This window comes from Nonomuraea sp. NPDC004702 (genome assembly GCF_053601695.1).
In genome coordinates this window covers 53,138-66,645 of record NZ_JBSGCE010000029.1, presented here as the reverse complement: position 1 = coordinate 66,645, position 13,508 = coordinate 53,138, and the positions used below count along the sequence as shown (strand labels likewise).

The 13,508-nt window shown below is 72.2% G+C and carries 10 protein-coding genes; 8 read left to right on the top strand and 2 right to left on the bottom strand.

All coding sequences use genetic code 11. The features are described from left to right. Positions 1-66: 66 nt before the first annotated feature. Together ACWEJ6_RS30885 and ACWEJ6_RS30880 are read right to left on the bottom strand one after the other, a co-directional pair. Positions 67-1,743, bottom strand: coding sequence for an RICIN domain-containing protein (locus ACWEJ6_RS30885; RefSeq protein ID WP_452428278.1), 1,677 nt, complete (start codon positions 1,741-1,743; stop codon positions 67-69). A 209-nt stretch (positions 1,744-1,952) separates the two neighbouring features. Beyond that, positions 1,953-3,107 (bottom strand): ROK family transcriptional regulator, encoded by a 1,155-nt coding sequence (locus ACWEJ6_RS30880; RefSeq protein WP_387670058.1) that lies wholly within the window; start codon positions 3,105-3,107, stop codon positions 1,953-1,955. Between the two features lie 161 nt (positions 3,108-3,268). On the opposite strand from ACWEJ6_RS30880, the gene ACWEJ6_RS30875 reads away from it, so the two are divergent. From ACWEJ6_RS30875 to ACWEJ6_RS30840, 8 genes are read left to right on the top strand one after another with little or no spacing between them, the layout of a single operon-like run. After that, a complete protein-coding gene (locus ACWEJ6_RS30875) occupies positions 3,269-4,570 on the top strand; it encodes a glycoside hydrolase family 36 protein (RefSeq protein WP_452428275.1) in 1,302 nt (433 codons plus the stop codon). Beyond that, positions 4,567-5,496 (top strand): carbohydrate ABC transporter permease, encoded by a 930-nt coding sequence (locus tag ACWEJ6_RS30870; RefSeq protein WP_452428273.1) that lies wholly within the window; start codon positions 4,567-4,569, stop codon positions 5,494-5,496. Before ACWEJ6_RS30875 ends, ACWEJ6_RS30870 begins: the two co-directional genes overlap by 4 nt. 8 nt (positions 5,497-5,504) lie before the next feature. After that, positions 5,505-6,314, top strand: a complete 810-nt coding sequence (locus tag ACWEJ6_RS30865; protein ID WP_352353992.1) for a carbohydrate ABC transporter permease — start codon at positions 5,505-5,507, stop codon at positions 6,312-6,314. Positions 6,315-6,336: 22 nt separating this feature from the next. Beyond that, a complete protein-coding gene (locus ACWEJ6_RS30860; RefSeq protein WP_452428271.1) occupies positions 6,337-7,638 on the top strand; it encodes an ABC transporter substrate-binding protein in 1,302 nt (433 codons plus the stop codon). A gap of 8 nt (positions 7,639-7,646) precedes the next feature. Continuing rightward, positions 7,647-9,191: an alkaline phosphatase D family protein gene (locus tag ACWEJ6_RS30855; protein WP_452428269.1), complete on the top strand. Its 1,545-nt coding sequence runs from the start codon at positions 7,647-7,649 to the stop codon at positions 9,189-9,191. Between the two features lie 10 nt (positions 9,192-9,201). Beyond that, the gene (locus ACWEJ6_RS30850) at positions 9,202-11,151 is read left to right on the top strand and encodes an NPCBM/NEW2 domain-containing protein (protein ID WP_452428267.1); all 1,950 of its coding nucleotides are present in this window, start codon (positions 9,202-9,204) and stop codon (positions 11,149-11,151) included. Positions 11,152-11,155: 4 nt separating this feature from the next. Next, positions 11,156-12,778 carry a beta-N-acetylhexosaminidase gene (locus ACWEJ6_RS30845; RefSeq protein WP_452428265.1) on the top strand — a complete coding sequence of 541 codons (1,623 nt, stop codon included), beginning with the start codon at positions 11,156-11,158 and terminating at the stop codon, positions 12,776-12,778. Continuing rightward, complete coding sequence (locus ACWEJ6_RS30840) at positions 12,775-13,497, top strand: tyrosine-protein phosphatase (RefSeq protein WP_452428263.1); 723 nt, start codon at positions 12,775-12,777, stop codon at positions 13,495-13,497. The genes ACWEJ6_RS30845 and ACWEJ6_RS30840 overlap by 4 nt, the downstream gene beginning before the upstream one ends. The last annotated feature ends 11 nt before the right edge of the window (positions 13,498-13,508 follow it).

The window sequence follows — 13,508 nt, the reverse complement described above, 5'->3', positions numbered from 1 at the left end:
TTTACCCCACCGGCACGGCGAAGGCCCGGGACCCTGACGCGGGTCCCGGGCCTCGGGGGCCGCCGGTCAGCCCGCCGGGACGACCGGGACGCCGCCGAAGGTCACCACCAGGCGGCCGTCCGCGGCGAAGGACCAGTTCAGGGCGCCGCCGTAGGCCGAGCAGCGGGAGCCGTTCGAGCCGGACCAGAACTGGTTGGACGCGTCGGCCGAGCCGACGATCTTGTCGTTGGCGCCGCTGCCGGAGCGGCACGAGGTGTTGTCGCGGAACACCGAGGTGCCGCCGTCGAAGGAGAAGTTGCGCTCGGTGTTGTCGACGGCGACGTTCCCGGTGATCGACATCGTGCCGAGGTTGCGGTTGTAGGTGAAGCCGTGCTTGCCGTTGCGGTAGGCGATGTTGCGCCGCACGACGTGGTCGACCTTGATGTCCTCGCCGCCCAGCTTGTAGCCGTTGCGGTCGCCGTTGCCGGCCTGGCTGCCGTCGCTGAGCGTGCCGTTGCCGTAGGCCAGGGAGTCCTCGACGGTGACCGGGCCGATCGGGCCGGTCTCGGTCTTGGTGTACAGGTCCCAGCCGTCGTCGATGTTGTTGCGGGACACCGCGTACCGGAAGACGTTGCCGGTGCCGACGGTCAGCTTGGCGGCGAAGCCGTCGGCGTCCTCGCCGTCGGAGTCGGCGTTGTCGTGCGAGACCGTGCTCAGGACGAGGTTGCCGGACGGCCACCGGCTCTGCGGCGTGTCGGAGGCGATCCGGGAGAGCTGCAGCCCGGTGTCGCGGTTGTACCGGGTCACCGACCGTTCGATGATGTTGCCGCTGCCGCCCACGAAGATGCCGTTGTCGCCGGCGCGCTCGACGGTGATGCCGTACAGGTGCCAGTACGAGCCGTTGACGGCGAGCCCGCGGTTGGCCGGGTCCTCGCTCTGGGCCGCGAAGTTCAGCACGGGCGTCTCGCCGGGGTAGGCCGACAACTTCTTGCGGGCCGCGGCGGTGCCGTCGTTGCCAGGGGCGATGGTGACCGTCTGGCTGAAGGCGTACGTGCCGCCGCGCAGGTAGATCGTGCCGCCCGCGGCGACGCGGGTGATGGCGGAGGTGAGCGTCGTCGGGTCGGACCGGGTGCCGGTCGCGCCGTCCCTGCCGGTCGGGGAGACGTACAGCGCGCCGGTGGGCGGCGGGACGGTCGGCGTGACAGTGGGCGTGACAGTGGGCGTCGGGGTGGGGCTGGTGGTCGGTCCGCCGCCGGCCGGCTTCAGGGTCCACTGCTTGGTGGCGGCCGAGTCGCAGGAGTTCTGCTGCAGCAGCGCGCCCGGCGCGGTGGAGTCGTCCTTGACGTTGAGGCACTTGCCGCCGCCCGCGTTGACGATCCGGTACGCGTCGCCGGCGGCGGTGAGCTGCCAGGTCTGGGAGGCGGCGCCCGTACAGGTCTCCTGCTGCACGGGCTTGCCCGCGCTGGTGGAGGCGTCGCGGACGCCGGCGCACTTCCCGCTGTGCGCCGCCTTGACCTGGAAGCCGCTCCCGGCGGCGGTGAGGGTGAAGACCTGCCCGGCGGCCTCGGCGCAGGCGTTCTGCGCGAGTTGCACGCCGTCGCCGGTGCTCTGCCCCGGCACGGTGGCGCATAGGCCGCTGCCGCCGTTGACCAGCGTGTAGCTCCCGCCGGCCGGGGCCGCCGAGGCGGGCGTGTTCAGCACGGCGACCAGGCCGCCGGCGGTGAGCAGGCCGGTGGTCAGCACGACCGCCAGTCTCGTCGCCAAGGGTTGGTTCTTACGCACGTCCAGCTCCGTTTCGATGGAGGAGTGGAAGGGGGGTGCCGCGCGAGCCTTGCCAACCGGTTGCAGTAACAGTGGCTTCGTGCCGAGGAAAGGTCAAGACGTCCAGGTAAAACTGCAAACGCTTCGAGTGTTGTGCCTGGTGGCGTGGTTATTTCTGCAACAACCGATTGCAGTAATTCTGCAGACAACGGTCAGCGGGTGAGGGGCAGCGGGCCGCTCTCGGGGGTGAAGAGCTGCTCGTCGAGGTGGTCGACGGCGTAGTCGATCGCGCCCGCCACCACGCACTCGTCGCCCAGCGTGGACGCCCGCACCTCCGGCATGCGCATGCACCGCCGCTCCAGCCGTTCGCGCAGCGGCCCGAGCAGCACGTCCGCCGACCTGGAGAACCCGCCGCCCAGCACCACGACCTGCGGATCGAGGACGAGCACCATGGCGGCCGCGCCCACGGCCAGGTCGTCGAGATAGCGCCCGACCGCCTCCAGCGCCACCGGGTCGCCGTTCCTGGCGGCGGCCAGCGTGTAGCCCGCCGCGTCCTCCGGCGGCGTGCCCTCGGGGACGGCCGCGCACGAGTTGAGGTGCTCGGGCGCGTCGAACCAGCGGGCCTCGGGCAGCATGGAGATCTCCCCGGCCGCCGCCCCGAACCCCCGGTGGACCCGGCCGCCGATGATCAGCCCGGCGCCCATGCGCCTGCCGACGTGCAGGAACACCACGTCCTTGGCGCCTTGGGCGACGCCGCGCCGGGTCTCGGCCATGGCGGCCAGGCGGCTGTCGTTCTCGATCAGCACCTGGCAGGGGAACATCTCCCGCATCCGGCCCGCCAGGTCGAGGTCGCGCCAGGACGGGACGGCGGCCGAGTAGATGACCCGCCCCTCGATGTCGATGATGCCGATGGTGCCGACGGCGATCGTCCACAGGTCGGACACCGCGACGCGGCCGAGCGACAGGCAGCCGGAGACGGCCCGCTCGATCGCGGCCAGGCGCTCCTCCAGCGGCGCGTCCGGCAGCACCGGCTGGCGGGTCTCGGCCAGGATCTCGCCGTCGAGGTCGGACAGGGCGGCGCGGATGTTGTGGCCGCCCACGTCGACGCCGACCAGGTAGCCGCTGTCGGCGCGGAAGCGGTAGCGGCGGGCCGGGCGGCCCATCGAGCCTGGGCTCGGCGGCACCTCCTCCACCCAGCCCAGGTCCATCAGCTCGCCGGCGACCTCCTTCATGGACGGCCGCGACAACCCCGTGCGCTCGGCCAGCGCCGACAGGGTGAGCGGGCCGGCCCGGCGCAACGCCCGGATGGCGGTCAGCGAGTTGAGCTGTCGCAGCCGTGACAGGTCGCCGCCGCGTAGATCCGCCATCGCCGTCCTTAACGTAGGTCTCCTCTGTAAGCAGAGATTATGCCAGGGGCCAGCTCGACGGCGCACCACCCACGAACCCCTTCAAATTGGGCGTTGACCCTCCGAAACCGACGGTGCTACTAATGAAGCGCTCCTTCGTAAGTTGAGAGAGATGAGGTCTGATGTCATTCGTTGACGTCGGCGAGATCAGGTGCGACCAGGCCCGGACCCGGGTGTTCGAGCACGGCTGGCAGTCGTGGAGCCCCACCGGCGCCTACGGCCTCGGGGACCTTCCGCCCAGACCCGCCGACGAGACGATCCAGATCCTCTGCTACCGCCCCGAGACGCCCGTCCCCGACGGCGTCTTCCAGGGCGAGGGGCTGCTGGCCGTCGAGACCGGCGACGGCGCGGTCGAGCTGTGGAGCGCGCCCGGACCGCTCCAGGTGCCCTCCGTCCGGGCCCGCCGGGAGGGCGACCGCCTGATCGTCTCCGCCGACGGCCCGGTACGCCACCACCGCGTCGAGGGCGACCTCGGCCGGGCCCTGCGCGACTGGGCGGACGGCATGGCTGAACCCAGGACGTTCCCCGCCGTCCCCCCCATGTGGTGCACCTGGTACGGCTACTGGGACAAGGTCACCGACGCCGACGTCCTGGAGAACCTGGCGCTGGCCGACCGGCACGGCCTGACCGCCGACATGTTCCTCGTCGACGACGGCTACGAGGCCGGCATCGGCGACTGGCTGGACCCCAGGCCCGGCTTCGGCTCCCTCGCCCGCGCCCTGGACGCCGTCACCGGCTCCGGCCGCCGCGCCGGCATCTGGACCGCCCCCTTCCTGGTCGGCCACGACAGCCGCCTGTTCCACGAGCACCCCGACTGGCTGGTGGACGGCGCGTACGCGGGCCGCATGTGGAACCAGGACCTCGCCGTCCTCGACGTCACCCACCCCGGCGCGGCCGAGCACCTGGTCCACGTCTTCGCCGCCTTCGCCGCCATGGGCGTCACCCACTTCAAGCTCGACTACCTCTACGCCGGCGCCCTGGCCGGCCGCCGCCACGAGGACCTCGACCCGATCGCGGCCTACCGGCGCGGGCTGGAGCTCGTGCGGCGCGGCGCGGGCCCCGAGGCCACCCTGCACGGCTGCGGCGCGCCCATGCTGCCCAGCATCGGGCTGGTCGACATCATGCGGGTCAGCCCCGACATCGCGCCCACCCTGCACCCCCGGTCGGGCGACATCAGCCAGCCCTCCCAGCTCGGCGCCCGGCTGACCGGCGCGGCCCGCGAGTTCCTGCACGCCCGCTGGTGGGTCAACGACCCCGACTGCCTCATCGTGCGGCCCGAGGTGGAGGCCCGGCAGGAGTGGGCGGCGCACATCGAGGGCACCGGCGGCCTGCGCGGCTCCAGCGACCCGATCGCCGCCCTCGACGAGTGGGGGCTGGAGACCACCCGCCGCCTGCTGGTCCCCACCGCCACGGACCCGTCGTGATCACCGAGACGGTCCGGGCCGCCACCAAGGAGGCTCCGCGGCGGCCGCCGCGCAGGCGCACCCGTGACTGGCACGCCTACCTGTTCGTCGGGCCCAGCCTGTTCGGGGTGGTGGCGTTCCTGCTGCTGCCGGTCGTCATCGTCCTGGTGCTCAGCTTCTTCGACTGGGAGCTGCTGTCGGAGCCCACGTTCGCCGGGCTGGACAACTACCGCCGGCTGGCCGCCGACGGCGAGAGCTGGCACGCGCTGGGCGTCACCCTCCTGTACGTCGTCCTGTGCATCCCGCTGCAGACCGTGCTGGCCCTGGTGCTGGCGCTGCTGCTGGACCGCAAGGTCAAGGGCCTGCGGCTGTACCGCTCGTTGTACCTGATCCCGTGGATGGCCACCCCGATCGTCCTCGGCCTGGTCTGGAACTGGATCTTCGACCCGCGCGACGGCGCGCTCAACAGCCTGCTCGGCCTGGCCGGCGTCACCGGCCCCGACTGGCTGTCCGACCCCGCCTGGGCGCTGCCCGCGATCGCGCTGGTCAACGTCTGGCAGCACACCGGCTACACCATGCTGTTCTTCCTGGCCGGCCTCCAGGGCATCCCCAAGGAGCTGTACGACGCCGCCGCCACCGACGGCGCCACCCCCGCCCAGCGGTTCTGGCGCATCACGCTGCCGCTGCTCAACCCCACGATGTTCTTCGTCATGGTGACCAACCTGATCGGCGCCTTCCAGGTGTTCGACACCGTCTACGTCATGACCAACGGCGGCCCCAGCCAGAGCACCGAAGTGCTCAACTTCCGCATCTACGAGACGGCGTTCAAGCAGTTCGACTTCGGCTACGCCTCGACCCTGTCGATGTTGCTGTTCGGGGTCATCCTGCTGGTGACGCTGGCGCAGGTCAGGTTCTTCGGCAAGCGCACCACCTACGACCTGAGCTGAGGCCCCCCATGATCAAGCGCACCCTGCTCCACGTCGTGCTCGCGGCCGGCGCGTTCGTCTCCGTCTTCCCGTACCTGCTGGTCGTGCTGACCGCGTTCAAGACGCAGTCGCAGCTCAGCTCCACCGAGCCGTGGCTGCCCGGCCTGCCGCCGACCACCGCCAACCTGACCCGGCTGCTGAGCGGCGACTTCCCCCGGTACGTGCTCAACACCCTGCTGATGACGGTCGTGCTCACCCTCGGGCAGCTCGTCTTCACCACCTTCGCCGCCTACGCCTTCGCGCGGCTGCGCTTCCGGGGCAGGGAGGCCCTGTTCTGGCTGTACGTCGCCACCATGATGGTGCCGGGCGCGGTCACGATGATCCCCCTGTTCCTCATCATGCGCGAGCTCGGCCTGGTCAACACCTGGTACGGCCTGCTCATCCCGTACGTGCTGGGCACCCCGTACGGCATCTTCCTGATGCGCCAGTTCTTCAAGTCCCTGCCCGCCGGGCTGGAGGAGGCCGCCCGGATCGACGGGGCCGGGGCGATGACCGTCCTGCTGCGCATCCTGCTGCCGCTGTGCCGCCCGGCGCTCGGCACCCTGACGATCATCACCGTGATCTCGTCGTGGAACAGCTTCATCTGGCCGCTGATCATCACCAGCGGCGACGAGACCAGGGTGATGACGGTGGCGCTCGCCACCCTCAAGGTCGGCATCGGCGTCGACTACAACCTGATGATGGCCGGCGGGCTGATCGCGCTCGTGCCGATGGTGGCCGTCTTCGTCTTCTTCCAAAGACACATCGTCCGGTCGGTGGTCCTCACCGGCCTCAAGTAGCACACGAACAAGAGGTCAGCGAATGTTGCAATCCCCCCCGATTCGCTGGGCCGGGGCGCTGCTCTGCGCCGCCACGCTCATCCTGTCCGGCTGCGGGTCGGGCTCCGGAGACTCCGTCAAGGTCACGCTCACCTACCGGCTCTGGGACGACCAGCAGAAGGTCGGCTACGAGAAGGTGATGGCCGCCTTCGAGAAGGCCAACCCGGGCATCGACGTCAAGATAGAGCTGCTGCCCTACGACCAGTACTGGACCAAGCTCACGGCCGACGCCGTCGCCGGGACCGCGCCGGACGTCTTCTGGATGAGCCCCACCCAGTTCCCCGAGTTCGTCACCAAGGGCGTGCTGGCGCCCGTCCAGGTGGACGGCTCCAAGTACCACCAGACCGTGGTCGGCTCGTTCACCTACCAGGGCAAGCTGTACGGCGTGCCGAAGGACTGGGGGATCGTCGGCCTGCTCTACAACAAGGACCTGTTCGCCAAGGCCGGCGTGACCATGCCGGACAAGCTCACCTGGGCGGCCGACGGCTCCGGCACCCTGCTCGACACCGCCCGCAAGCTCACCGTGGACGAGGCCGGCAAGCACCCCGGCGAGCCCGGCTTCGACCCCGCCAAGGTCACCACGTACGGCTTCGCCTCCTGGAACCACTACCAGACGCAGTGGATGAACTGGGTCAGCTCCAACGGCGGCAAGCTGCTGGACAAGCCCTTCGGCAACTACACCTTCAACGACGCCGCCTCCGTCCAGGGGCTGCAGTTCGGCGTGGACCTGGTCAACAAGCACCACGTCTCGCCGCCGGCCACCCAGACCAACCCGCCCACCGGCAAGGTCACCGACATGTTCAAGGCCGGGAAGGTCGCCATGTTCCCGGCGAACAACGCGCTGCTGCCGTTCGTCGCGCCGGAGGCCAACTTCGAGATCGGCGTCGCCGCCATGCCCGAGGGCCCGCAGGGCCGTTCGGTGAACCTCAACGGCCTGTCCGAGGCCGTCTCCGCCAAGAGCGCCCACCCGGCCGAGGCGATGAAGCTGGCCACCTGGCTCGGCACCGAGGAGCCGCAGAAGATGATGGCCGACGGCGGCTACGTCTTCCCCGCGCTCAACGGGCTGTCGCAGGGCTACGTCGACTACTGGAAGTCCAAGAAGCTCGACGTCTCGCCGTTCCAGGAGGAGTCGGAGGGCCAGACCTTCCCGCTGCCGGTCACCACCGGCTTCACCGGCTTCGAGAACAAGCTCAACCAGATCCTCAACGAGATGTACCTCGGCAAGCTCACCCCCCAGCAGGCCGCCGACCAGGCCGTGGCCGCCGGCAACGCCTCCATCAAGTAGGAGCTCCATTGATCACCCGGCGATCGTTGTTCGCCGGGGGCGCGAGCCTGGGCCTCGCCGCCGCACTGGGTGCCTCACCCGTGCGCGCGGCGGCCCGGCGTGCCCCCCTGTCCGACCCGTTCCAGCTCGGCGTCGCCTCCGGCGAGCCCACGCCGGACGGCGTCGTCCTCTGGACCCGGCTCGCCATGGACCCGGTCGCGCTCGACGGGCTCGGCGGCATGCCGGACCGCGTCGTGCCGGTGCAGTGGCAGCTCGCCTCCGACGAGAACTTCCGCCACGTCGTGCGCCAGGGCGTCGAGCAGGCCCGCCACGAGTCGGCCCACAGCGTGCACGTCGAGCTGGACGGCCTGCGCCCGGGCGCGGAGTACTTCTACCGCTTCCGCGCCGAGGGCGAGATCAGCGAGGTCGGCCGCACCCTGACCGCCCCCGCCCCCGGCGCCCGCTCCCGCCCCCTGAACCTGTCGTTCACCTCCTGCGCCGACTACCAGACCGGCTGGTTCACCCCCTACCGCCGGATGGCCGAGGACCACCCCGACCTCATCGCCTTCCTCGGCGACTACATCTACGAGTACGGCGACTACAAGTACCCCGTCCGCGACCAGGCCGGCGGCGAATGCCTCGACCTGGCCGGATACCGGCTGCGGCACGCCCAGCACAAGGCCGACCCCGAGTCGCGGCTGGCCCACGCGATCGCCCCCTGGGTGGTCGTGTGGGACGACCACGACATCGAGAACGCCTGGGCCGGCGACGTGCCCGAACAGCCCGACCCGCCCTTCCTCGCCCGCCGGGCCGCGGCCTTCCAGGCGTACTACGAGAACATGCCGCTGCGCCGCGCCCAGCGCCCCGACGGCCCCGCCCTGCGGCTCTACCGCACGATCCGCTGGGGCGCGGTCGCCAACCTGCACATGCTCGACACCCGCCAGTACCGCGACCTGTACGCCTGCACCGGCAGGAGCGGCACGGTCGGCGCCGACTGCGCCGAGCGGCTGGCCCCCAACCGCACGATGCTCGGCGGCGAGCAGGAGTCCTGGCTCGACGGGCAGCTCAAGGGCTCCCAGGCCACCTGGGACCTGCTCGGCCAGCAGGTCTTCCTCATGGAGATGGACTGGACCAACGGCGAGGGCAAGGGCTACTCCAACGAGGGCTGGGACGGCTACGTCGCCTCCCGCAACCGGCTGACCGCCGCCATCGACGACTACCGGCGCAACGCGGTCGTCCTCACCGGCGACGTGCACTCCCACTGGGCCGGGGAGGTCAAGCGCGACTTCCAGGACCCCGAGTCGAAGTCCGTCGCGGTCGAGCTGGTCACCACGTCGGTCACCAGCGCCGGCAACGGCCTCGACGAGTACCCCAACACCCAGACGCTGCTCGCCGAGAACCCGCACGTGAAGTTCTTCAACGGCCGCCGCGGCTACGTCCGCGCCAAGCTCACCCAGCAGGAGATGAAGGTCGACTTCCGCTCGCTGTCCCGGGTGACCGAGCCGTACGCGCCCGCCTACACCTCCGGCTCGTTCGTCGTCGAGCCGGGCGACCCGAGCCTCCACCCAGCCTGACGGGATCCCCATGCGCACGATCACGGCCGCCGTCGCGGCGGCCCTCCTCACCCTGCCCTTCGCGCCCTTACCCGGTTCCGTGGCGACCGCGGCGGCCGTCGCGGCGCCCCCGATGGGCTGGAGCAGCCGCTCCCTGGGCTGCTCGGTCTCCGAGGCGGCCGTCCGCCAGGCCGCCGGCGCCCTCGCCCCGCTCGCGCCGCTCGGCTACCGGTACGTCGTGCTCGACGACTGCTGGCTGGCCGCCCAGCGCAGCGGCGGCGCCCTGGCCCCCGACCCGGCCCGCTTCCCGGGCGGCGTCAAGGCGCTGGCCGACGAGCTGCACGCCAAGGGCCTCAAACTCGGCCTGAGCCTGTCGGCCGGCACCAAGGCGTGCTCCGGCGGCGGCCCCGGCTCCTACAAGCAGGAGGCCGCCGACGCCGCCCAGCTCAGGGCCTGGGGCGCCGACTACGTCAAGTACGACTGGTGCAACGTCCCCACGGCCGACTTCCCCGGCCAGAACGTGCAGCAGATCGCCCAGACCCTCTACCCGCGCATGCGCCAGGCCCTCGGCGACGGCGTGGTGTTCGCCATGAACAACGAGGACGGCAGCACCGTGCCCTGGTTGTGGGGCAAGGACGCCGGCGCCACCACCTGGCGGACGAACGTCTACAACAAGCCCATCCCCGACAGCTACCCCAGCATGGTCGACATCTGGGAGACCAACCAGCTCAGAGCCGAGTACGCCGGGCCGGGCAGCTGGGCCGACCCCGACCTGATCCAGGCCGGGCGCGGCGGGATGACCGAGACCGAGTACCGCGCCCAGTTCACGCTGTGGGCCATGGGGGCCGCGCCGCTCGTCCTGCAGGCCGACCCGGCCAAGGCGCCGGCGGCCGTCGTCGCCAACCCCAAGGTGATCGCGGTGGACCAGGACCGGCTGGGCGCGCACGGCCGGCTCGTCGCCTCCGACGGCTGGTACCACGTCCTGGCCAAGCCCCTGGACGGCGGCGACCGGGCGATCGCGCTGTTCAACGAGAGCGACCGGGCGGCTGTCATCTCCACCCGGCTCGGCGCGGGCTCCCGCCACCGGGTCGAGGAGCTGTGGTCCGGCGCGGTCAGCTCGACGAAGGACGTGCTGTCGGCGCAGGTCCCGGCGCACGCGGCGGTGCTCTACCGGGTCTCGGAGAGCCGGAAGCAGGCGCCGCCGCTGGTGACCTTCGAGGCCGACCCGCCGCGCTTCCTCGGCGAGGACCGGCCCTCGGTGCTGGAGCCCGGCGTGCCCGGCGAGCTGGTCACCCGCGTCACGAACACCGGGGCCACCGCCCCGCTGCGGGACGTCGAGGTCAAGGCGTCCGCGCCGGACGGCTGGCGCGCCGAGGCCCGCACGCCGGCCACGACCGCCCGGCTCGGCGCCGCCGAGACGTTCACCGTGACCTGGACGGTCACCCCGCCCGCGGACGCCGCGCCCGGCACCTACGAGGTCGCCTTCACCCAGGGCGACCGGCGCGCCGTCGCCGTCGTCATCGTGGCCAAGGCGCCGGGCACGGGCCGCACCTACCTGAGCGACCTGGCCTGGACCAGGGCCACGAACTACTTCGGCCCGGTCGAGAAGGACGCCAGCAACGGCGAGCGGGCCGCCGGCGACGGCCGTCCGATCACCGTCGAGGGCGTCCGGTACGCCAAGGGCCTGGGCACGCACGCCCCCGCCGACATCGAGTTCCACACCGCCGGCCGGTGCACGACGGTCGAGTTCCAGGCCGGCATCGACGACGAGGTCGGCCAGGCCGGCTCGGCCGACTTCGAGGTGTGGGCCGACGGCGGCCGGGTCGCGCACTCCGGCGTGCTGACCGGCGCCATGCCCGCCAGGAAGGTCACGGCGTCCGTCGCGGGCGCCCGGTTCGTCCGGCTGGTCGCGACCAACGGCGGGGACAACGCCACCTCCGACCACGCCGACTTCGCCGACGCCACCGTCACCTGTCAGTGAGGAGATGCACTTGAAGATCGTTCCCAGGCCCGTCAGCCACGGGACCAGGCGCGGGAGGTTCGTCCTCGACGGGCGCACGGCGCTCACCGCCGACCCGGCGCTCACCGGGGTGGCCGCCTGGCTGCGCGCCGAGCTCGGCCAGGTCACCGGAGGTGAGCTGCTGCCCGGCACGCCGGGCCCGGGGACGATCACCCTGGGGCTGGGCGACGACCTCGGCCCGGAGGCGTACCGGCTGAGCGTGGGCGACGACGGCGTCGCCATCGACGCGGGCGGGCCCGCCGGGGCCTTCTACGGCGCGCAGACCTTCCGCCAGCTCCTGCCCGCCGCCGCCTACCGCCGGTCGCCGGCCGCCGAACCCCTGGTCGCGCCGGGCGTGCACATCGAGGACGAGCCGCGCTTCGGCTGGCGCGGCTGCCTCCTCGACGTCGCCCGGCATTTCATGACCAAGCACGACCTGCTGCGGTTCATCGACCTGATGGCCCTGCACAAGCTGAACGTCCTGCACCTGCACCTGACCGACGACCAGGGCTGGCGCGTCGAGATCCGGCGTTACCCCCGCCTGACCGAGGTCGGCGCGTGGCGGCGGGAGAGCCAGACCGGCTGGAACGGCGCCATGGACGGCCGTCCCCACGGCGGCTACTACACCCAGGACGACCTCAGGGAGATCGTCGCCTACGCCGCCGCCCGGCACATCACCGTCGTGCCCGAGATCGACCTGCCCGGCCACACCCAGGCCGCCATCGCCGCCTACCCCGAGCTGGGCAACCTCGGCACGCCGCTGGAGGTCCGCACGACCTGGGGCATCGGCCGGAACGTGCTCAACGCCGAGGACGCCACCGTCGCCTTCTTCAAGAACGTGCTCGACGAGGTGCTGGAGCTGTTCCCCAGCCCGTACGTGTGCGTGGGCGGCGACGAGTGCCGCAAGGAGCAGTGGCGGGAGAGCCCGTCGGCCCAGCGCCGGATCAGGGAGCTGGGCCTGCGGGACGAGGAGGAGCTGCAGAGCTGGTTCATCCACCAGTTCGACGACTTCCTGGCCGCCCGGGGACGCCGCCTGGTCGGCTGGGACGAGATCCTGGAGGGCGGGCTGGCGCCCGGGGCGGTGGTGGCGTCCTGGCGCGGCGACCTCGGGGCGGTGGCCGCCGCCCGGCGCGGGCACGACGTCATCAACTGCTCCAACACCCAGGTCTACTTCGACTACCGCCAGGGGCCGGGGGAGGACGAGCCGGTGCCGTTCGGGACCGTGCTGGCGCTGGAGGACGTCTACGCCTTCGAGCCCGTGCCCGCGCAGCTGCGCGACGACCCGGCGGCGGAACGGGTGCTCGGCGCGCAGTGCGGGGTCTGGACGGAGCTGATCGACTCCAACCGGCGGGTCGACTACATGGTCTTCCCCCGGCTGGCGGCCTTCGCCGAGACCGTCTGGGGGCCGCCCGGACGCGACCTGGAGGACTTCCGCGCGCGGCTGGCGGGCCACCTGCAGCGGCTGGCGGCGATCGGGGTGGAGTACCGGCCGGAGTCGGGGCCGCTGCCCTGGCAGACCAGGCCCGGCGTGCCCGGACGGCCGGAGGACCCGAAGGAGTGGCAGGCCACCATCGACGCCTGGACCAGCAACCTGCGGGACCTCGCGTGAGGTCCCTGGAGCCGCCGTCGGGCGGCCGGGTGCTGAGCTGGCCGGGCTGCGAGAACGTGCGCGACCTCGGCGGGCTGCCGACCGAGGACGGCGGCCGGATCCGGTGGGGCGCGCTGGTGCGGGGGGACCGTCCGAGGGGCACGGCCGTCCCGGCGCTGCGGGCGCACGGGATCCGGCTCGTCGCCGACCTCCGGCTGGCCGCCGAGTGCGAGGCCGACCCCGGTCCCGACGTGCCGGGCCGCCGCCACCTGCCCGTCCTGCGGGACGAGGACACCGTCCTGGAGGCGCTGGACGACACCCTGCCCGGCATCTACCGGGTGATCCTCGACCGGGGCGCCGCCCGGTTCGCCGCCGTCCTGTCGGCCGTCGCCCACGCGCCGGACGGGGGCGTCCTGCTGCACTGCCACTCCGGCAAGGACAGAACCGGGCTGGCGGTCGCGCTGGCCCTCTCGCTGGCCGGCGTCTCCCGGCAGGAGATCGCCGCCGACTACGCCATGACGGCCGTCTGCCTGCGCCTCGACGAGCACCTGGCCGCCCTGGACGGCGACTCGGGGCGGGCCAGGGCGCTGCGCCTGTTCGCCGAGGTCACCGCGGACACCATGCTGGCCGCCCTGGCCCACCTGGACGACCGGCACGGCGGCGCGCAGGCGTACCTGCTGGCCGGCGGCCTGCCACCGGGCGACCTGGCGCTGCTCCGGGCCCGCCTGGTGGACCGCTAGGCGGCCCGGAC

Excerpts from the sequence above, each read along its gene's own strand:
- ACWEJ6_RS30880 (WP_387670058.1), bottom strand. The coding sequence starts at position 3,107 with ATGGCGGATCTACGCGGCGGCGACCTGTCACGGCTGCGACAGCTCAAC.
- ACWEJ6_RS30875 (WP_452428275.1), top strand. The coding sequence starts at position 3,269 with ATGTCATTCGTTGACGTCGGCGAGATCAGGTGCGACCAGGCCCGGACC.
- ACWEJ6_RS30865 (WP_352353992.1), top strand. The coding sequence starts at position 5,505 with ATGATCAAGCGCACCCTGCTCCACGTCGTGCTCGCGGCCGGCGCGTTC.
- ACWEJ6_RS30860 (WP_452428271.1), top strand. The coding sequence starts at position 6,337 with ATGTTGCAATCCCCCCCGATTCGCTGGGCCGGGGCGCTGCTCTGCGCC.
- ACWEJ6_RS30850 (WP_452428267.1), top strand. The coding sequence starts at position 9,202 with ATGCGCACGATCACGGCCGCCGTCGCGGCGGCCCTCCTCACCCTGCCC.
- ACWEJ6_RS30845 (WP_452428265.1), top strand. The coding sequence starts at position 11,156 with ATGCACTTGAAGATCGTTCCCAGGCCCGTCAGCCACGGGACCAGGCGC.